The organism is Nonomuraea sp. NPDC052116, assembly GCF_040680035.1.
Lineage (GTDB): Bacteria > Actinomycetota > Actinomycetes > Streptosporangiales > Streptosporangiaceae > Nonomuraea > Nonomuraea angiospora_A.
The window spans coordinates 37,600-56,800 of the sequence record NZ_JBFAWA010000006.1; the positions used below are offsets into that span (position 1 = coordinate 37,600).

The 19,201-nt window shown below is 71.1% G+C and carries 17 protein-coding genes and 1 other RNA gene; 16 read left to right on the top strand and 2 right to left on the bottom strand.

What is annotated here, in order from left to right; translation table 11 throughout:
* Positions 1–16: 16 nt before the first annotated feature.
* Positions 17–1,063, bottom strand: a complete 1,047-nt coding sequence (locus AB0L65_RS12700) for a hypothetical protein (protein WP_364243903.1) — start codon at positions 1,061–1,063, stop codon at positions 17–19.
* Positions 1,064–1,184: 121 nt separating this feature from the next.
* Here AB0L65_RS12700 and prfB point away from each other — a divergent pair, with 121 nt between their 5' ends.
* From prfB to AB0L65_RS12755, 11 genes are all read left to right on the top strand, one after another.
* A complete protein-coding gene (prfB, locus tag AB0L65_RS12705) occupies positions 1,185–2,303 on the top strand; it encodes a peptide chain release factor 2 (protein WP_364243905.1) in 1,119 nt (372 codons plus the stop codon).
* Between the two features lie 391 nt (positions 2,304–2,694).
* Complete coding sequence (gene ftsE / locus AB0L65_RS12710) at positions 2,695–3,384, top strand: cell division ATP-binding protein FtsE (protein WP_020541427.1); 690 nt, start codon at positions 2,695–2,697, stop codon at positions 3,382–3,384.
* A gap of 20 nt (positions 3,385–3,404) precedes the next feature.
* Entirely contained in the window at positions 3,405–4,313 is a 909-nt protein-coding gene (gene ftsX, locus AB0L65_RS12715) for a permease-like cell division protein FtsX (protein ID WP_350728455.1), read from the top strand.
* A 22-nt stretch (positions 4,314–4,335) separates the two neighbouring features.
* The gene (gene smpB / locus AB0L65_RS12720; protein WP_350728456.1) at positions 4,336–4,803 is read left to right on the top strand and encodes an SsrA-binding protein SmpB; all 468 of its coding nucleotides are present in this window, start codon (positions 4,336–4,338) and stop codon (positions 4,801–4,803) included.
* A 19-nt stretch (positions 4,804–4,822) separates the two neighbouring features.
* A complete protein-coding gene (locus AB0L65_RS12725) occupies positions 4,823–6,700 on the top strand; it encodes a penicillin-binding transpeptidase domain-containing protein (protein WP_364243910.1) in 1,878 nt (625 codons plus the stop codon).
* A gap of 289 nt (positions 6,701–6,989) precedes the next feature.
* Positions 6,990–7,373, top strand: a transfer-messenger RNA (tmRNA) gene (ssrA, locus tag AB0L65_RS12730).
* A gap of 125 nt (positions 7,374–7,498) precedes the next feature.
* Positions 7,499–7,816, top strand: a complete 318-nt coding sequence (locus AB0L65_RS12735; RefSeq protein WP_364243912.1) for a hypothetical protein — start codon at positions 7,499–7,501, stop codon at positions 7,814–7,816.
* Positions 7,817–7,982: 166 nt separating this feature from the next.
* Complete coding sequence (locus AB0L65_RS12740) at positions 7,983–8,819, top strand: hypothetical protein (RefSeq protein ID WP_364243914.1); 837 nt, start codon at positions 7,983–7,985, stop codon at positions 8,817–8,819.
* Positions 8,816–9,421 carry a hypothetical protein gene (locus tag AB0L65_RS12745; RefSeq protein WP_364243917.1) on the top strand — a complete coding sequence of 202 codons (606 nt, stop codon included), beginning with the start codon at positions 8,816–8,818 and terminating at the stop codon, positions 9,419–9,421. The genes AB0L65_RS12740 and AB0L65_RS12745 overlap by 4 nt, the downstream gene beginning before the upstream one ends.
* A 150-nt stretch (positions 9,422–9,571) precedes the next feature.
* Positions 9,572–10,951, top strand: coding sequence for a hypothetical protein (locus AB0L65_RS12750; RefSeq protein WP_364243919.1), 1,380 nt, complete (start codon positions 9,572–9,574; stop codon positions 10,949–10,951).
* Positions 10,948–12,111 (top strand): hypothetical protein, encoded by a 1,164-nt coding sequence (locus AB0L65_RS12755; protein WP_364243921.1) that lies wholly within the window; start codon positions 10,948–10,950, stop codon positions 12,109–12,111. Before AB0L65_RS12750 ends, AB0L65_RS12755 begins: the two co-directional genes overlap by 4 nt.
* Here AB0L65_RS12755 and AB0L65_RS12760 read toward each other — a convergent pair.
* Positions 12,056–12,403 (bottom strand): hypothetical protein, encoded by a 348-nt coding sequence (locus tag AB0L65_RS12760; protein ID WP_364243923.1) that lies wholly within the window; start codon positions 12,401–12,403, stop codon positions 12,056–12,058. The genes AB0L65_RS12755 and AB0L65_RS12760 overlap by 56 nt on opposite strands.
* 154 nt (positions 12,404–12,557) lie before the next feature.
* Between AB0L65_RS12760 and AB0L65_RS12765 the strand changes: the two genes are divergently transcribed.
* From AB0L65_RS12765 to AB0L65_RS12785, 5 genes are all read left to right on the top strand, one after another.
* Positions 12,558–13,520: a GlxA family transcriptional regulator gene (locus tag AB0L65_RS12765; RefSeq protein ID WP_364243926.1), complete on the top strand. Its 963-nt coding sequence runs from the start codon at positions 12,558–12,560 to the stop codon at positions 13,518–13,520.
* Between the two features lie 42 nt (positions 13,521–13,562).
* Positions 13,563–15,197: a serine/threonine-protein kinase gene (locus tag AB0L65_RS12770; RefSeq protein WP_364243929.1), complete on the top strand. Its 1,635-nt coding sequence runs from the start codon at positions 13,563–13,565 to the stop codon at positions 15,195–15,197.
* 13 nt (positions 15,198–15,210) lie between these two features.
* On the top strand, positions 15,211–18,003 hold the full coding sequence (locus tag AB0L65_RS12775) for a BTAD domain-containing putative transcriptional regulator (protein ID WP_364243932.1): 2,793 nt from the start codon (positions 15,211–15,213) through the stop codon (positions 18,001–18,003).
* A 73-nt stretch (positions 18,004–18,076) separates the two neighbouring features.
* Complete coding sequence (locus AB0L65_RS12780; RefSeq protein ID WP_364243935.1) at positions 18,077–18,661, top strand: hypothetical protein; 585 nt, start codon at positions 18,077–18,079, stop codon at positions 18,659–18,661.
* Entirely contained in the window at positions 18,645–19,187 is a 543-nt protein-coding gene (locus AB0L65_RS12785; RefSeq protein WP_364243938.1) for an OmpA family protein, read from the top strand. Before AB0L65_RS12780 ends, AB0L65_RS12785 begins: the two co-directional genes overlap by 17 nt.
* Positions 19,188–19,201 lie beyond the last annotated feature (14 nt).

Genomic DNA, 19,201 nt, shown 5'->3' on the forward strand with positions numbered 1-19,201 from the left:
TAGTCAACTCAAGTTGCTATTGGCCCGAGGTGCGCGTCAGGGCGCCGTCGTGGGCGATGACGTCGGCGGCGGCCGGGGCCTTCAGGGGAGGCACCACGGTGGCGTACTGGTGCGTCTCGATCAGTCGCAGCGTCTTCCGCACCTTCGGTTTGCCGAGCGCCCATTGGGCCGGCTCGGGCACCGAAATCCCCTCGTCCTCGGCCGCCTTCGTCACGGCGGTCGTGGTCGACGTCCGCGACAGCGAATACTGGATCAGCGCCCCGCCGTCCTTGGTCCGCAGCGGGTACACAGGGAAGTTGTCGGCGCTGAAGATCGAGTCGTAGCTGTAACCGCCTTGCTCTGTGCTGTTCTTGAGAACATCCCGCAGATGGGCGATCTGCGCGGCCACCTCGGTCGTGTACGGCCCCGGCGCGAGCAGCCCGGCCGTGGGCCCGGCCGCCCCTGTCTCGGCCACGCTGGCGTGCACCGGACCCATGAACTGCGGGCTGATCGTGACCGACTTGTCGTCGGGCGCCACGGCGGTCGCGTAGCCGTCGGCGTCGAGCTGGATCTCCGGCACCTCCTGCCTGGGCAGGAGCTCGGCCGCGGAGCTGAGCCGCCACCGGTCGGGGGACTTGGCGAACGTCAGCAGGGTCGGGCTGCCGTCGCGGGTCGCCAGCACGCTGAACCAGGGCGCCTGCTCCGTCGGCGCGAACCTCGGCACGAACAGCTTCGGCGTCCCCCACCTGTAGCGGGGCGGCGCGAAGTCATGAGACAGGAACGCCGCCGCGGTGATCGGCAACTGCCCGCCCGTCACGACGTCCTTCAGCTCCATGTCCAGGCGTCCCTGGAGCTCGCTCGGAGCCCGCAGCGTGTCGTCGGTGGCCGTGAACTTGGAGAACTCCTCCGCGGCCTCGGCCTGCGTGACGGCCGTCGCGCGCGCGGAGGGCGAGGGGGACGGAGACGCCGACGAGGTCGCGGCCGCCTTGGACGGCTCGGCCGGAGCATTGCCCGTGCAGGCGGTCGCCGCGGCCAGTACGCCGGCGGCGAGCGCCAGCACCTTCCGCCGACCGTATGCACGCACCTCGCCATGTTATTCGCGACCGCGGGGCGACGGGCCCTCCGGTGCCCGAACAGAAGCCGCCTTTTGACGACGTGGGCGGGATGGGGGGCGCAGCCCTCCGGGGGAAGTAGGCTTGGGAGACGTGGCAGGCATCGATCCGGCAGAAGAGATCAACGAGCTCGCGGGCACGCTCCGCAGCATCCAGGACGTGCTCGACCTCGACGCGATGCGCAAGCAGATCGAGGAGCTGGAGCAGCAGGTTGCCGCACCGGACCTGTGGGACGACCCCGACCAGGCGCAGAAGGTCACCAGCAAGCTCTCGCACCTCCAGGGTGAGCTCAACCGCGTCGAGGGCGTCGCGCGCCGCCTCGACGATCTCAACGTCCTCTACGAGCTGGCGGCCGAGGAGGGTGACGCCGACACGCGCGCCGAGGCCGACAAGGAGCTTGAGACGCTCAAGTCCGACATCGGGGCTCTCGAGGTGCGCACGCTGCTCTCGGGCGAGTACGACGCCCGTGAGGCGCTCGTCACGATCAACTCCCAGGCGGGCGGGGTCGACGCCGCCGACTGGGCCGAGATGCTGCTGCGCATGTATCTGCGCTGGGCCGAGCGCAAGGGCTACTCGACCGAGGTCTACGACACCTCCTACGCGGAGGAGGCCGGCATCAAGTCGGCCACGTTCACGATCAAGGCTCCCTACGCGTACGGCACGCTCCGTGGCGAGCACGGCACCCACCGGTTGGTCCGCATCAGCCCGTTCGACAACCAGGGCCGCAGGCAGACCTCGTTCGCCGGGGTCGACGTCGTGCCGGTAGTCGAGCAGACCGACCACATCGACATCATTGAGGACGAGATCCGCGTCGACGTCTACCGGTCGAGCGGCCCGGGCGGCCAGGGGGTCAACACGACCGACTCGGCGGTGCGCATCACGCACCTCCCGAGCGGCATCGTCGTCTCCTGCCAGAACGAGCGCTCGCAGCTCCAGAACCGCGCCACCGCCATGAACGTCCTGCAGGCCAAGCTGCTGGAGCGTAAGCGGCAGGAGGAGGCGGAGAAGATGTCGGAGCTGCGCGGCGCCACCACGACGTCCTGGGGCACGCAGATCCGCAACTACGTGCTGCACCCGTACCAGATCGTGAAGGATCTACGCACGGCCACCGAGGCGGGCAACCCGTCGGCCGTGCTCGACGGCGACCTCGATGAGTTCATCGAGTCCGAGATCCGCTGGATGCGCCGCCAGGAGTCGGGGACCGCCGACTAGAGCCCGCTCAGGTGCTTGAGCACCAGGCTCACGAAGAGCAGGACGAGCAGCAGCAGGGCGATCAGAGCGGGTGACAGCCCGGCGAAGCCGTGCTGGTGCATCCGCTCCCTGCTGGCTCGGCAGGTGGGGCAGCGTCCCTCGATCACAGGGTGGGCGCACTGCGCGCATACGAGGTGTTCACAACTCATGACAGCCCCAAGTCTAGCCGCACAATCGTTTTGTTTCCGTTATGGACTTTCCATGCCAGTCTTCCCCCTAGACTGTCGTCTGGCCAATCGGAACGTCGATCAACAGTAAAGACCGCGTAACCCGATCGGCCGGTGGCGGGAAGTGGGCATGTGCCACCCTCGCTTCCGTCCTGACCCCTAGACTGGCATGCCGTGATGCTCTCGTGATCCATTTCGATAATGTCACCAAGGTCTACGCGAACCAGAACCGGCCCGCCCTCGACCACGTGTCCGTAGACGTGGACAAGGGCGAGTTCGTGTTCCTCGTCGGTCCCTCGGGATCAGGCAAGTCCACGTTCCTGCGTCTGGTCCTCAAGGAGGAGCGGCCCAACTCCGGTGCGATCCATGTCGCCGGCAAGGACCTGGCCCGCCTCTCCAACTTCAAGGTGCCGCACCTGCGCCGCCGCATCGGCTGCGTGTTCCAGGACTTCAGGCTGCTCCCGAACAAGAACGTCTACGAAAACGTGGCGTTCGCCCTCGAGGTCATCGGAAAGCCCCGGCGGTTCATCCGCAAGGTGGTGCCCGAGGTCATCGAGCTGGTCGGCCTGGAAGGCAAGGCCCACCGCATGCCCGACGAGCTGTCCGGCGGCGAGCAGCAGCGCGTCGCCATGGCCCGCGCGTTCGTCAACCGGCCGATGATCCTGCTGGCCGACGAGCCCACGGGCAACATCGACCCCGCGACGAGCATCGGCATCATGAAGGTGCTCGACCGCATCAACAGGACTGGCACCACGGTCGTCATGGCCACGCACGACGCGGCCATCGTCGACTCCATGCGCAAGCGCGTGGTGGAGCTGGAGGACGGCAAGATCGTCCGTGACCAGTCGCGTGGCGTGTACGGCCAGGCGTACTGACAGGGAGCTGCAGACAGAACATGCGGGCGAATTTCATCTTCTCCGAGGTCTGGATCGGCCTCCGTCGCAACCTGACCATGACGATCGCGGTGGTGATCACCGTGGCGGTCGGCATGGCGATGCTGGGCGTCGGCTTGATGATCAACGCCCAGGTCGGCATGATGAAGGGCTACTGGGACGACAAGGTCGAGGTCTCGGTCTTCTTGTGCACCAAGGGCTCGGCCATGGAGTCCTGCAAGGGCAAGGAGGTCTCCAACGCCCAGAAGGAGGCCCTCAACACCCTGATCAAGGGCACCCCCGGGGTCAAGGAGGTGTTCTTCGAGGACCAGTCGGCGGCGTACCAGAACTTCCAGAAGCTGTACGCGACCAACAAGGCCCTGGTGAGCACCGCCAAGGTCGAGGACATGCCGCAGTCGTTCCGCATCAAGGTGGCAGACCCCAACAACTACAAGGCCGTCGTGCAGGCCCTTCAGGGGCAGCCGGGCGTGTCGCAGGTGCTGGACCAGGCCCAGTTGGTCGGTCCGTTCTTCGAGATGCTCGACAAGCTCGCGTTCTACGCGCTCGCGGTGGCCATCATCCTGGTGCTGGCGGCGGCGCTGCTGATCGGCAACACGGTACGGCTCTCGGCCTTCAACCGGCGTAGAGAGACGGGCATCATGCGCCTGGTCGGCGCGTCCAATCTCTACATCCAACTCCCGTTCGTCATGGAAGGCGTCATCGCCGGCCTGATCGGCGGGGTGTTCGCGGCGGTCATCCTGATCGTCACGAAGGTCTTCCTCTTCGAGGAGCTCGGGAAGTACCTGGGCGACGCCACGGCGCAGCTGGGCTGGAACGATGTGGCCCAGACCATCACCATCACCATGGTCATCGGTGTGGTCATCTGTGTGCTGGCATCGTTCGTGACGCTCCGACGCTACCTGAGGGTCTAGGGATCGCCGGTAAAGTCGAAGCATGCCACGTGAGACCGGGCGTAAGGTCATCGCCCAGAACAAGCGTGCCAGGCACGACTACCTCCTCGAGGACACGTTCGAGGCGGGTCTCGTGCTCCAGGGCACCGAGGTGAAGTCGCTGCGTGAGGGCCGCGCCTCGCTCGTCGACGGCTACGCCAGCATCGACGGCGACGAAGCGTGGCTGCTCAACGTCCACATCCCCGAATACTCCCAGGGGACGTGGACCAACCACGCCGCCCGCCGCAAGCGCAAGCTGCTGCTGCACCGCAAGGAGATCGACAAGCTCGCCGCCAAGACGAAGGAGGGCGGGCTCACGATCGTGCCGCTGACGCTCTACTTCAAGGACGGCAGGGCCAAGGTCGAGATCGCGCTCGCCCGGGGCAAGAAAGACTGGGACAAGCGGCAGTCGCTGGCGGAGCAGCAGGCGAAGCGGGAGATGGCCCGGGCCCTGCGGCACCGCAACCGATGAGACGGCGGCACCGCACCCCATGACACGCGCTCGCCGCATCCTCTCCGCGGCCGCCACCCTGGCGGTCGCGAGCACAACCCTGACCGGCTGCTTCGAGGAGCCCTCACCGCACGACGCGGTGCGGGACTTCCTCGTGGGCTGGCAGTCAGGCGACTACGAGCTCGCCGCCGGCCGCACCGACGGCGATCAGGCCACCGTGCGCAAGACACTGTCCGACGCCAAGCTGGAGCTCGACGCGGCCTCCTTCCGCTTCAAGATCAAGAGCCTCAGCATGACGGGCGAGGAGGCGAAGGCCGACTTCCGCGCCGAGGTCGACCTGGGGGAGAACAACCCCCTCTGGGAGTACGACGGGCTGCTCCCGCTCCACCTCGTGGACGGCACCTGGAAGGTGCGCTGGTCGCCTTCGGTGCTGCATCCACAACTCAAGGAGGGGCAGCGGTTCGCCGTCGACACCGACCCGAGGCCGCGCAAGCCGATCGTCGACCGCACGGGCGAGCCGCTGCAGGGCAACACCGTGTTCTACAGCGCGGGCGTCTACCCGGCCAAGCTCGGCGACAAGGCGGAAGAGGTCGCCGCCAAGCTGTCCAAGATCACCGACTACGCGCAGGACCGCCTGCTGAGCCGCATCAGGTCGTCGCCGCCCGACAAGTTCGTGCCGCTGGTCACGTTCGGCCGCTCGCGCTACCAGACGATGCAGTCGAAGCTCGACGCCATCGACGGGATCGAGACCGTGCAGCAGGATCAGCCGGTCAACCCCGAGCCGCCGCAGCAGATCGTCGGCAGCGTCAGCGCGCTCACCCCCGAGACCGAGCAGAAGCTCGGCGGGCCCGAGCGGGCCGGTGACTCGGTCGGCAGGAGCGGCCTCCAGCAGGCCTACCAGGACTACCTGACCGGTTCGACGCAGACCAAGGTGATCACGCTCGACCTGAAGACCGGCAAGCAGGTCGCCCTGCTGAAGGAGTGGCTGGGCCGGGAGAACGTCTCGGTGAAGACCACCATCGACCGGTCCGTCCAGGCGGCGGCCGAGCAGGCGCTGGGCGACACGGAGGCCAGCCTGCTGGTGGCGGTGCAGCGCGACACCGGTCAGATCCTCGCGGTCGGATCGCAAGGCGAGCTGACCCGGCAGAAGGACCTGAACCAGGAGATGGGCGCGCTGGCCGGCCGCTTCCCCGCGGGCACGGCGTTCTCGATCGTGGCCGCGAACGCGCTGCTCAAGAAGGACGTCAGCCCGAAGCTGCGGCTGGCCTGCCCGGACGAGCGCACGGTCGGCGGCGCCAAGTTCGTGCAGGCCGCGGAGTCCACCGGGGTCACACCCTCGGCCACCTTCCAGGAAAACTTCGCCAAGGGCTGCGTCACCGCGCTGGCCTCGCTGGCCCGCCGCGTCACGGCCGACGACCTGTCCGGGAGTGCCAAGGCGTTCGGCGTGGGCCAGCCGTGGCGGCTGCCGCTCAAGTCGTTCAGCGGCGCGCTGCCGCAGCTGGCCGGCGACGCCGACAAGGCCAAGGCCATCGCGGGCCAGAACGTCGAGGTCAGCCCGCTCGGCATGGCGCTGGTGGCCGCCGCGGTCGCGTCGGGCACCTGGCGCCCGCCGGTGCTGGTCACCGACCCCAAGTCGCCCGACCCGACGGTGGAGGCCGCGCAGGCCCCGCAGCCCGCCCCCGTACCCGTCGACCCCAAGGTCCTCGCGACGCTGAAGCGGATGATGGCGGCCGGGGCGACCGGCACGCCCGCCCAGGCGGGCAAGGGCAGGGTCTACGGCGTGACGGCCACGGCAGGCAACCAGCTGAAGTGGTTCGTGGGCTGGCAGGGGGACGTGGCGGTCGCCGTGCTGGCACGCAACCACGACGCCGGAGCGGTCGCGGGCAGCTTCTTCTCGGCCCTCCGCAACTCTCCGTGAAATTGTCGTCACTCTGAGCAACCATTCGAGGGTCCGGCTGCGTCTTACTGAGTGACTGGACCCGCTCGGGGGGTTGCGGATCCAGTCGCCGTGATGAGATCAGGACTTCATCTCGGGGGAAGTCCTGCCGTCCGGACCGGCTCGACCCTGCCGGTCGGCCCCCGGGAGCGCGAGCCGCTGAGCCGCGCTCCCGGGGGTTTCGTCATGGGGAATCAAGTTGGCGTTGGGGGCGTTGTTCCCTGTAGATTCTTGTTGCTCACCTCCGCGGAGGTGTGTTGACAACTGCACAGGGGGTGACTGGCTTCGACTTCGACTTTGCAAGCCAGGTGAAGCGGGCCGAGGACTGCGGACATAACCTCGTTAATCCTGTGACCGCAAACAACAAGTGCCAATTCCAAGCGCACTGTGGCTGCCCAGGATTCCCTGGGCCTCGCTGCCTAAGTAGCGAAACCACTGTCAGCCCGGGAGTGCCTTCGGCCCGGTGTCTGGCATCGTTAGAAGGCTCAACCGCTCGACCCGGCCACGGGGGAGAGCGGGAAATCTAACAGTGGCTGAGCCCGTCGGCGACTCGCCTGCGTGATCGCCGGGGCTGAGAAAAGCACAGCAGGCTGCGCCCGGAGAAGCCCTGACTTGGGGTTGAAGGACGCGGGTTCGATTCCCGCCACCTCCACTGGAAGGCCCGTGTGGTCGGAAGCTGCGCTTCCTCCCGCGGGCCTTTGTGCTGTCCAGGGGAACCCCCTGGAACCCCTATCAGACCGCCTCTGATCTGCCGAGACCTCGGCAGGCAGGGGCGGTTTTTTGTGTTCGCGGCGGCATGGGCCGGCGGATACCGTCGGCGCCCGATCGCCCCGCGCCTTCAGAGGCCCCAAGGGCCTCAGGGTCCTCAAGGATGCCACAGGCCCCCGGAGGGCCGAGGGGCCCCTGCGGGCGCTGCCCGAACAGGCGTCGGCCGGGCCCGTCCCGTACGACGGCGGCTATCTGGCGGGGGCCGTCCACGAGGTCGTCCCGCCCGATCCCGAGGCTCCCGAGGTGCTGGAGGCGGCGCGGGACGCGGCGTTCCGGGCGTGGCTGGACGAGCGGCGGCGTACGTCGGAGGTCCGGTGGTTCTGGTTGTGAGAAGGCGCCCGCGGAGCGCCGGCGCTCACCTTCGCTGACAACATTTGGTACCGCTGACACCGCAGACCGTAACCAACGCGTGTTTTACATGTGCTTAGGTGGGTCTCTGACATTTTGCGGGCCGGAGTGAGGGTAAAGGGTGTCAAGGTACGGCTGGCGTCACTCGGTGTTCGCGCCTGTGCTGGGTGTGGTGTTCTCCGCGCTGCTGATGGCGGCCGGAATGGTGGAGGCTCTGCTGGTGTCCGTGGGCGCGACCACGGCCCCCGTGGCAGCGGAGCTTGTGGTCACGCTGATCATCGCGGTGTTCCTGACCGCGGTGCTCAGGATCGTCAGGGCCGTTCCGGACATCCGGCGTGAGAACGCCGCGACTGCTCGGGCCGTGTCGAACGTCCAGGCGGTGAAGCCGACCGACGACACGCTGGTGGCGCGGCGGCTCAAGCTGTTCAGGGAGGCGGCCGAGGCAGGGAACGACTGCGAGGCGGTGCTGAGCGCGCGGTCCGCGCTGGACGAGAGCGAGATGGCCAACAAGCACCATCTCGACCACGCGCTCATCTGGGCGCTGCCGGTCTTCGGGTTCATCGGCACCGCGCTGACGATGGGCGCGATGGTCAACTCGTTCTCGAACGCCCTGGACCGCGAGGGCGACCCCGGGGTGCTGATCGCCGCGCTCAAGCAGCACGTGCTGCCCGAGCTGGCCTCCGCGTTCGGCGTCACGCTGATCGCGCTGTTCCTGAGCGTGCTGGCGTTCAGCGCGATGGCCCTGGTCGAGCGGGGCGAGCGGGCCAACGTGGTGGCCGCCGACGAGGTGTTCCTGATCTACATCGCGCGGCTGCCCGCCAAGCAGGCGGCCCCCGCGATGCACGGGCTCACCCAGGAGTTGGCCCAGTCCAGGGGCCGGACCGAGGAGCTCGTCAAGGGCCTGGACGCGCTGCGTACGGCGGTGGAGCGGCTGAGCGCGGCCGAGAGCCGCCCGCATAAGTACACGCTGGTGAGGGAGCCGTGAGGCGGCGGCCCGCCCGAGCGTTCGCCCCGCCGCTCGATCTGCGCTTCATCGACCTGTTCATGGCCATCGTCCTGGCGCTGTCGTTCGTCGCGATCATGCTGACCGTCGTGGCGCGGATGCTCCCGACGGACACCCCCGCGACTCCGCCGCGCCAGGAGAGGAGCGTCGCCCAGCTGAAGAAGCAGCTCGACGCGGCCGTGGAGGCCAAGCGGAAGGCCGAGACGGAGCTGCGTACCACGCAGCGGCAGATCGCCGACCAGACCGCCTTCGCGCTGCCCTGGTGGCTGATCGGGTTCTGCGCCCTGCTCGGCGTGCTCGCCGTCTTCATGGACTGGCGGATCCGGCTGTGGAACAAGGGCAACCTGCCGCGCCTGCGAAGCTGGCTGCTGGTCACCCTGGTGGTGGCCGTGGTCACGGCGGTGATCAGGTCGCTGAGCGACGGCGACGGCTATCTGCTGCTCGCCGAGATCCCCTGGTGGGCCGCCGACGCGCTCTGTCTCGGGCTGATGCTGGTCTCGTACGTGCTGATCTCCGTCATCCGGGAGAACCACACCACGCTCGGCGAGATCAAGGCCCGCTCGGCGCGCACCGAAGCCCGGTAAATACCGTCGCATCGGTGCGAAAGGCCCGGTAAGGTCCGGACCAGACTGGCCGCGGGACTCAGGTACGACTTCCGGAACCCGCCTGTACAGCGATGCTTCGCAGCTCGTGCCCCCATTCCCCGGCCAGTCCGCCGACCCCCGGGGGAGCCCATGGAGACCTACGCCGACCTGATCGAGTGCGAGGACGTCCTGATCTTCGCGAACGCGGCCATCACCTCCACCGGCCAGCGCGAGTTCCACGGCACGGCCGGCGAGCAGCGGCTCTCCCTCGACTTCCTGCACCGCTACGTCCAGGGCAACTATCCCGACCTGTACGCCGCCGCGCTGGCGCTCGACATCAACGACCACAACGCCGCCCTGATCATCGCCAACCTGCTGAGCGGGCGCGCGGGCGACGGCCGGCTGATCGCCTGGCGGCTGGAGCGGATGAGCCCGCCGAGGGTCTACCGGCTCTTCCGGCGCCTGCGCCGCGACGGCGTCAACAACCGGCGCGCCAGGGCCGTCGTCCGCGACTGGCTCACCGGCCGCCCCGACCTGGCCTTCGACGCGGTCAAGTACCGCGCGCAGGTGAAGTCCGCCGTGCGCCACGCCCACCTGCGACTGCCGGGAGAGCTGGGCGACTTCCTGTTCGCGCCGTTCAGCCGGGCCCGCTACGAGACGCCCGTCCTGGAGGCGTGGCGCCGCGCGCACTTCGACAAGAGCGCCCTGTACGACCTCCCGTACACCGTCGCCGAGGGGTTCGCCGCCCGCCACGGCATCGGGAGGGAGATCTTCCTGGAGCGCATCGCGCCCCGGCTGACCAGGCTGGAGCGCCTGCGGCTGACGGAGTCCGCGAGCCGGGACAAGGTGGACACCGAGCCGGATCTGGCCGCGATGCCGCTGGCCAGGCTGGCCTCGTACATCCTGTCGCTGCGTGCCGACGCGCGCGCGAGCCGTCGTGCCGAGCTGGTGGGCGCGCTGCGGGCGGCGGCGGCCCGCGTGGCCGGGGCGCGGGCGGGCACGTGGGGGAGCGTCGCGGCGGTGCTGGACGACAGCTTCTCCTCGTTCGGCTCGCCGGTGAAGCGCCGCCGGCCGCTGGCGGTCGCGCTGGCCTGCCACTACCTGCTGGAGGCCCTGGCCGGCGACTACCGCAGCCTGTGGCTGTCGCGCCGGACCGACCCGCTCCAGGTGCGGCCGTACGGGCCCACGCCGCTGGGGCAGCGGATCCTCGACGCGCTCGAACACCGGCCCGGCCTGCTCGTCATCGTCTCCGACGGCTGGGACAACGCGCCGCCGGGACTGGCGGGCGAGGTGCTGCGCGTCTGGCGGCGCAAGCTCGATCCCGGAGGCGAGGTGGGCATCGTGCACATCAATCCGGTCTACGACGCCGACCGGTTCGACGTGCGGCGGCTGTCGCCCATGGTGCCGACGGCCGGCATCCGCGACGCCGAGGACCTGCCCGCACTGGTGGAGCTGGCCCGGTTCGCGGAGGGGCGCACCGGGCTCGGAGAGCTGAGGACGTACCTGGAAGATCGGGCGGCACGCCGATGACGGACCTCACGGGGCTGGACACCCGGCCCGCGCAGACCTGGGGAGGGCTGCGGCTGGTGCCGCTCGTGCGCCGCGAGCCCATCGAGGACCTGCGGCTGCACGCCAAGGTGTACGGCGACGAGCTGTCCATGGTCCACCTGCCGGACAAGACCCTTTACACGGCGTACATCCCGCACGCCTTCGTCGCGTCGTGGACCGGCGACGGGACCCCGGCGGCGGCCTACGGCACGCAGCTCGGGCAGCCGCTGCGCCACATGTGCATCAGGACCAGGCGCAGGATGGCCCGGCGGGTGGACAAGAACCGGCTCCGGTTCCTGCCGCTGCACCTGGCCGTGGAGGGCTACCTCGCGCTGCACTTCGGCGGCCCCGTGGTCGCGTGGGAGGAGTGGTCGCGGCAGGCGCTCGTCCACGGGCTCTCCCCCCGCTCCGAGGAGGCCTACGCCGGGGCGGAGGTGCGCGGGCTGGAGGACGCGCTCAAGATCTTCGAGATCTACCCCGGGCAGTGCGGGCTGCTGCTGTACGCCGGTGACACGCTGGCCAGTGCTTTCGTGGTGCCGCACCCGGAGGACTACCGGGCGCTGCACCCGACGCTGGTCCGCGACATGTACGGCGAGCTGATCCACGACTATGCCCTGTTCTACCCCGCCAGGGACTTCCCCGCGGTGATTGACGAGAGCGTGGTCGCCTCGCTGTCCGACCTGCGGGCCGAGGCCGTACGCGCCGAGCGGGACTGGGCCGGCTTCCACGACTCGGTGATGGCCGCGGGCCTCCTCCGCGCCCCCGCGCGGGTGGAGGAGGTCTACCGGATGGGCGGGTTCACGCTGAGCCGGTTCCTGCCCGCGTTCGAGCGGAAGAGCGAGAACCACATCGGCGAGACGATCACCGACGGGGACGGGCGGACGGCCTACCTGAAGACGTTCAGGCTGTCGGAGGCGCAGGTCAGGCGCGGTCACCTGCTGAGCACGCTGGCCGAGCACGACTGGAGCCTGCCCGCCGCCGCGGAGAGCCTGCGGGTGAGCGCCGCCGAGCTGGGGCTGCGGCTGGAACGGGCCGGGTTCGGGCACCTGCTGCGTCAGGATGTCCTGGACGGCTACCGCAAGGCGCTCAGTGAGCGCAGCCGGCGTACTCGTCGAGGCGGCGCAGCATCGCCGCCAGCATGAGCGGGAGCATCGCCACGTGCGCCGCCGTCATCATGGCCCCGGCGTCGATGGCGCCCAGCCAGAGCAAGGGGAACAACGGCACCACCGGGACGAACATCGCGGCGCACATCTCCAGCGTCGAGGCCCAGCCGTGCCCGCGGATCCGCATCCACGCGGCCATGCCGATCGACATGTCGACCGCCATGAGCAGGTACGCGAGCTCGGGCTGCTGCTCGTGGGAGAAGCCGATCCCCAGGGCGGACTGCAGCATGCCGAGCGCGAACATCCCGACGAACCTGTGGCGTCTCGACATAGTGAACGGCGAACCTGCCCCAGCGGCGGCCGGTGCCGGTGTTTGTCGTTGTCATGCCTCGACTGTTGCCGGAGGGCCGCCGCGTGCCAAGGGAGGTGGGCCGGGGAGGTCCGGAAACTTGGGCTCTCTGTCCTTCGGCCCTACAGTCATGGCCATGGAGGTACGACGGGTCGTCGTCGTGGCGTACGAGGCGGTGGGGTTACTCGACGTCGCCTGCGTCACCTCGACGCTGGAGGAGGCCAACTGGCACGGCGCGGCGCCCTGCTACGAGGTGCGCGTGGCCACGCCGGGCGGGCACCCCGTCACCTGCGGCACCGGGCTGACCGTCCAGGCCCAGCTGGCGCTGGAGCGGATCCACGGGCCGCTCGACACGCTGGTGGTGTCCGGCGGGGTCGGTCATGACGACGCCGCGGCCAGCCCGCTGATCGTCGGACACGTCCGCAGGCTGGCCCGCGAGAGCCGCCGCGTCGCCTCCGTCTGCACGGGCGCGTACGTGCTCGCCGCCGCGGGGCTGCTCGACGGGCGGCGCGCCACCACGCACTGGCAGCTGGCGCACGACCTGGCGGCCCGGCATCCCGCGGTGGCCGTGGACGCCGACCCGATCTTCATCCGCGACGGCAACGTCGCCACGTCCGCCGGCGTCACCGCGGCCCTCGACCTCACGCTCGCCTTCGTGGCGGAGGACAACGGCCCCGAGCTGGCCCGCACGGTGGCCCGCAACCTGGTCACCTACCTGCAGCGGCCCGGCGACCAGGCGCAGATGAGCATGTTCGTCAGCGCGCCCGTCCCGGCGAACAACCTGGTCAGGCGGACCATCGAGTACATCGCCGCGCACCTGCGCGACGACCTCACCACGTCCGCGCTGGCGAACGAGGCGGGGGTGAGCGAGCGGCACCTCACCCGGCTCTTCCTCCAGCACCTGCAGCTGACGCCCGGGCGATATGTCCGGCAGGCCCGCACCGAGGCCGCCGCGCACCTGCTGGCGTCCACGTCGCTGCCGATGGCGTCCGTGGCCGTGCGGTGCGGGTTCGGGACGGCGGAGACGCTGCGGCAGGCGTTCGTCGACCGGTACGGGATCCCGCCGTCGCGCTACCGGCTGACCCAGGCGGCCGGGTGACCCGATCCAGGGAAATGTCGGGAGCTGGCTAGTCTGTCTGCGATGAACGAGGTCATTGGCGGGTACACGCTGCGGCGCCTGCTCGGGCGCGGCGGCATGGGCGAGGTGCATCTCGCCTCGACACCCACCGGCGGCCTGGCGGCGCTCAAGGTCATCCATCCGGCGCTGGCCCGCGATCCGGCGTTCAGGCGGCGCTTCGAGCGGGAGGTCGCGGCGGCCCGCCGGGTGGCCAGGTTCTGCACCGCGCCCGTGCTGGACGCGGGGATCGACGGCGATATCGCCTACCTTGTCACCGAATACGTCAAGGGGCCCGACCTGGCGCAGGCCGTGAATGAGCAGGGGCCGCTGTCGGGCGGGAACCTGGAGGCGCTCGCGGTGGGCATCGCCACCGCGCTGAGCGCCATCCACGGGGCCGGGGTGATCCACCGCGACCTCAAGCCGTCGAACGTGCTCCTCTCGCCGCTCGGGCCCCGCGTGATCGACTTCGGCATCGCCCAGCTCGTGGAGCACGACAGCCTGGTCAGCCAGGCGATACTCGGGACGCCCGCGTTCATGGCGCCCGAACAGGTGCGCGGGGAGCCGCTGACGCCCGCGGCCGACGTGTTCGCGTGGGGCGGGGTGATCGCGTTCGCGGGGACGGGGCGGCTGCCCTTCGGGGGCGGGGCGCCCGCGGAGGTGCTGTACCGGATCACGCAGGACGGGCCCAAGCTGGACGGGCTCGACGAGGGGATCAGGCAGGTCGTGGAGCGGGCGCTGGCCAAGGACCCCCGCCTGCGGCCGACGGCCCAGCGGCTGCTGGCCGACCTGGTCGGCGGCACCCGCCTGGCCACGGCCACCGAAAGGGTCGAGCGCACCTGGACGGGCACCACGACGGCCGACGTGCGACCCGGACCCGACGTGCGGTCCGGACCTGACCTGCGACCCGGACCCGACCTGCGGCCCGCGTCCGGTATGCCGCCCCCGCCCGCGATGCCGTCCGCTCCGCCTGTGTCTGTGCCTCCGTCTGTGTCTGTGCCTGCGTCTGGGGCGAAGCCGAAGCGGAGGCGGTGGCCGTGGGTCGCGGGGGCCACCGGGCTCGTGCTCGCCGCCGCTGTCGCCGCCGTGACCGTGCCAGCGCTGTCGCAGGAGAGCTGGCCGTACGAGGCCGATTTCGGCGACTCCTGGGCGATCGGCGCGTCGGAGGGCGGGAGCGCGCGGCAGGCGGGCTCCGGCTACGAGCTGACCGTCAAGCCGGGCTGGCGGCTGTGGAAGTCGGCCCCCAGGCAGGAGCCGGAAGGCGGCGTGGTCGTCAGCGCGAAGGCCACCCTTGAGGAGGGGAGCGGGGAGTACGGTGTGTGGTGCCACGGCTCGGCGCGCTCCGGCGATCGTTACGAGTTCGGGGTGAGCGGCTCGGGCAAGGTCACGATCGTCAAGCGCCGCACGGGCACCCGGGGCACGACCCTGTACGGCCCGGCGGACGCGCAGGGCGCGGCCGTCAACCGCGTCGTTGCGGAGTGCGGCGAGAGCGGGGGCAAGGTGACGCTGCGCATGTGGCTGAACGAACGCCTGGTCGCGCAGGCGACCGACTCCGACGCGCCCTACGGCCCCGGCGAGTCCGGCGTCCACGCCGCCTCCGGCGCCACCGGATCCGCACGCGTCCGCTTCGACTCCTTCGCGCTCAGGCCGGCGGGCACGTGATGCTGAGAGGTGCGTGAGCGTGCGCTTCGGCGTGCTCGGTCCGCTGCGGATCGAGTCCGATCAGGTGCCGGGACCGGCCAAGCACCGCACGTTGCTGGCCGCGCTGCTGCTGTCGGCCCGCGAGACGGTGCCGGTCGAGCGGCTGATGTCCGTGGTGTGGGACGACCGGCCGCCGGCCTCGGCGGGGTCGGTGCTCCGGGTGTACGTCAGCGCGCTGCGCAAGCTCGTGGACGGCATCCGTACGGTGCCGGGCGGCTACCTGATCGACGTCGAGCGGGACGACGTCGACTGCCACCGGTTCGAGCGGCTGGTCGGCGGCGCGCGGCAGGCCCGGGCGGCGGGCCGGGTGGCGGAGGCGGCCGACGGCTTCAGGGCGGCCTTGGGACTGTGGCGGGGGCAGGCGCTGGCCGACGTCGAGTCGTCCCTGTTGCGCCGGACGCACGCCGTACCGCTGGAGGAGCTGCGCCTGACCGCGCTGGAGGAGCGGGTGGAGCTGGACCTGCGGCTGGGCCGGGGTGCGGAGGTGATCGGGGAGCTGCGGGCGCTGGTCGGAGCGCATCCGCTGCGCGAACGTGCCTGGGTGCGTCTCATCGAAGCCCTCCACCAGGCGGGACGCCGGTCGGAGGCGCTCGCGGCCTACCAGGACGCGCGCCGGACGCTGGTGGACGAGCTGGGCCTGGAGCCGGGCGCCGAGCTGGCGGGCGCTCACCAGCGGGTCCTGGCCGGCGAGGACCGCCCCGCGGCACCGGCCGGTGCCGACCGCGGCCCGGTCGACGAGCTGCCACCCGACATTTCCGATTTTGTCGGCCGATCGCCCGTGATCGACTGGATCGTCCGGACGGCCCGCGAGCACGCGTCGGCCCCCGTGCACCTCGTCCTGCACGGCCCGCCCGGCTGCGGGAAGTCGGCCGTCGCGGTGCACGCCGCCACCGGCCTCGAACGCCCGGACGGCCGGCTCTACGCCTCGCTGGGCGCCCGCCCGCCCGGTGCCGTGCTGGAGGACCTGCTCCGTTCGCTGGGCTGCCCGGACGGCGCGGTCCCGCCGGCGCCGGACGAGCGGGTGCGGCTCTACCGGAGCATGACGGCCCGCAAGCGGCTGCTCGTCGTGCTGGACGACGCCGCCGACGAGGCCCAGGTGCGCCCGTTGCTGCCGACCGGGCCCGGCAGCCTCACCCTGGTGACGAGCCGGTCGCCGCTGGCCGGGCTGGAGGCGGCGCGGGCGTACGAGATGGGGGTGCTCGACGGGGACGAGGCGGTGGCGATGCTCGGCGAGGTGGCCGGGCACGAGCGGGTGCGGGCCGAGCCCGAGGCCGCCCTGCGCATCGTACGGCTCTGCGGCCACCTGCCCCTGGCCCTGCGCATCGCCGGCTCCCGGCTGGCCAGGAAGCCGGGCTGGACGCTCGACCACCTGGCGGGCCGCCTGGGGGACGAGCGGCGCAGGCTCGACGAGCTCAGCGCGGGAGACCTCGCCGTGCGGGGCAGCCTCGCGCTCGGCTACCGGGGCCTGGCCGACCCGGAACGGCGGCTGCTGCGCGGGCTCGGCGCGCTGTCGGCGCCCGACTTCGCGCCGTGGGTGTTCGGCACGGACCTGGAGCCGCTCGCGGAGGCCGGGCTGCTGCAGTCGCGCGGCCTGGACGAGGCCGGCCAGGAGCGGTACGGCTGGCACGACCTGACCAGGCTCTACGCCGCCGAACGCCTCGCCGGGGAGGAAGGCGGCCCGGAACGCGTGCTGGCCGTCATCGCCGGCGCGATCCTCGAACGGACCCGGCAGGCCAGAGCCTCCCTCCTGCCCGCCGAGCCCGGCACCGGCCGCACCGAGGTCCACCTGCCCGGCGCGGAGCGGCTGGAGACCGGGTGGCTGCGGCACGAGGCGCGCTGGCTGAGCGCCGAGCGCCGCTTCCTGGTGGCGACCGTCGGGGACTTCTTCCGCGTGGGCCTGCACGAGGCCGCCTGGCGGCTGGCCTTCTACCTCACCCCGCTGTTCGAGCTGGGCGCGCACCACGACGACTGGCACGCCACCACGGCGACCGGGCTGGACGCGGCCAGGGCGGCGGGCCACCGGCACGGCGAGGCGCTCCTGCTGCGCGGCCTGGCCGACCTGCACCGGGCCGAAGGGCGCACGGAGTCGGCGGCCGCGGCGCTGCGGGCGGCCCAGCCGCTGGTGGAAGGGCTGGAGCTGGCCAGGATCACGCTCCGGCTCGGGCTGGTCCAGGCCCGCCCGGCGGAGGCCGAGCAGGCGTTCGTACGGGCCCTGCGGGTCTTCGAGGAGGCGGGCGACCGGCGCGGGAGGGCCGATGCCTTACGGGCGCTGGGGGCGTTGCGCCGGGACGAGGGCCGGCTCAACGAGAGCCTGAGCGCGTACCAGGACCTCGGCGACCCGCGTGGCGAGGCGGAGGCGCTGCTGGACCTGGGCAGGCTGTACCTGGGCGGGGGCAGGCTCGCGGAGGCCCGCGGGTGCGTGGAGCGGCGGCTGCGGATCAACCGCCGCCTGGGCGACCGGCTGCCCGAGGCGGGGGCGCTGCTCGTCCTGGCCGAGGTCGCCAGGGCGGAAGGCGCGCCGGGGGCCGCGGCCGGCTCCGCGAGGGAAGCGCTGGAGACGTTCGTCGCGTACGGGGACCGGCGGGGCGCCGCGCAGGCCCTGATGGCGCTCGCCCGGGCCGCGCTGGACCTCGACGACATTGACGGAGCGGTTGAGGCGCTTACGCGTGCTATGGGAGAGTTTGACCGCCTCAGTGACGAGCAGGGCAGAGCCGAGGCCGACCGGCTCGCGCAGGAGGCCCGTAGACGGCGTGGTCGGCGGATATAGCGGACTATGCGGATCCTGAACGCCGCCTGTCTACGGTGAGGGCCACATCCCCGACAACGAAGGTGATCTCAGAATGCGAAAGACGATCGCGCTGGCTGTCGCGGCCGTCGCGCTGGCCGGTTGCGGTGCGCTCCCGGGGCGGCAGGCCGGCGGTGGCGGCGAGGAGAAGCAGCCCCAGGCCGTCGCGGAAACCACCAGCGAACCCCCGGCGACGGCCCCGGCGGAACAAGCGCCCCCGCAGGAGACCAGGGTGATCGCCAGCCGCGAGGCCGACGTGTACGGGGCCGGGAAGCGCGGCAAGGCCCGCGTCGACATCACCGCGCTCAAGCGCCAGGGCAGGACCCTCAGCCTCCAGTGGACGATCACCGCGCTCGACGGCAAGGTCAACGTCCACAACGGCCTGAGCACGGCCACGCTCGACTACACGGTCTCGGCCGTATCCCTGATCGACCCGGTGAACGCCAAGCGCTACCGCGTGGCCCGCAACGGCACCGACCAGGACGCGAAGTGCGTCTGCTCCGACACCCAGGGCCAGTTCCTGGACAAGGGGGATGCCTCCACGCTCTACGCGGTCTTCGCGGCGCCTCCGGCGGACGTCACGAAGATCAACATCGAGATGCCCATGATCGGCGTGCTCACCGATGTTCCGATCTCTTAGCGTCGCCCTGGCCCTCGTCCTGTCGCCCACCCCGGCGCCCAGCGCGCCGTCCGACGCCGTGGGGGCGGTGGAGGACCTGGTGCTGCCCGTCGAGGACATCATCGGCGAGGTCGAGTCGCTGGACGGCACCGAGACCGAGACCAAGCAGGGGCGCCAGGTGACGGTCTCGCTCACCAGTGACGTGCTGTTCGCGCTGGACAAGTGGCAGCTGACCGCGAAGGCGAGGCAGCGGCTGCGGGAGGTGGCCGCGAAGGTGAACGCCGACAGGGCGGGCGGGGCGGTCAGGATCGAGGGGCACACGGACGATCAGGGGAGCGACTCGTACAACCTCGCGCTGTCGCGGCGGCGGGCGCAGGCGGTGGAGACGGCCATGCGCGGGCTGCTCACGGGGGCGGGGGTGAATCTGGAGGCGCGGGGGTACGGCGAGAGCCGGCCGCGGCGGCCCAACATGGTGGGCGGGAAGCCGGTCGAGAAGAACCGGGCGCAGAATCGACGGGTCGAGATCGTCTTCACCGCCAAGCAGTGACCCCCGCCGGTGCC

Excerpts from the sequence above, each read along its gene's own strand:
- ftsX (WP_350728455.1), top strand. The coding sequence starts at position 3,405 with ATGCGGGCGAATTTCATCTTCTCCGAGGTCTGGATCGGCCTCCGTCGC.
- smpB (WP_350728456.1), top strand. The coding sequence starts at position 4,336 with ATGCCACGTGAGACCGGGCGTAAGGTCATCGCCCAGAACAAGCGTGCC.
- AB0L65_RS12725 (WP_364243910.1), top strand. The coding sequence starts at position 4,823 with ATGACACGCGCTCGCCGCATCCTCTCCGCGGCCGCCACCCTGGCGGTC.
- AB0L65_RS12750 (WP_364243919.1), top strand. The coding sequence starts at position 9,572 with ATGGAGACCTACGCCGACCTGATCGAGTGCGAGGACGTCCTGATCTTC.
- AB0L65_RS12755 (WP_364243921.1), top strand. The coding sequence starts at position 10,948 with ATGACGGACCTCACGGGGCTGGACACCCGGCCCGCGCAGACCTGGGGA.
- AB0L65_RS12760 (WP_364243923.1), bottom strand. The coding sequence starts at position 12,403 with ATGTCGAGACGCCACAGGTTCGTCGGGATGTTCGCGCTCGGCATGCTG.
- AB0L65_RS12765 (WP_364243926.1), top strand. The coding sequence starts at position 12,558 with ATGGAGGTACGACGGGTCGTCGTCGTGGCGTACGAGGCGGTGGGGTTA.
- AB0L65_RS12770 (WP_364243929.1), top strand. The coding sequence starts at position 13,563 with ATGAACGAGGTCATTGGCGGGTACACGCTGCGGCGCCTGCTCGGGCGC.
- AB0L65_RS12780 (WP_364243935.1), top strand. The coding sequence starts at position 18,077 with ATGCGAAAGACGATCGCGCTGGCTGTCGCGGCCGTCGCGCTGGCCGGT.
- AB0L65_RS12785 (WP_364243938.1), top strand. The coding sequence starts at position 18,645 with ATGTTCCGATCTCTTAGCGTCGCCCTGGCCCTCGTCCTGTCGCCCACC.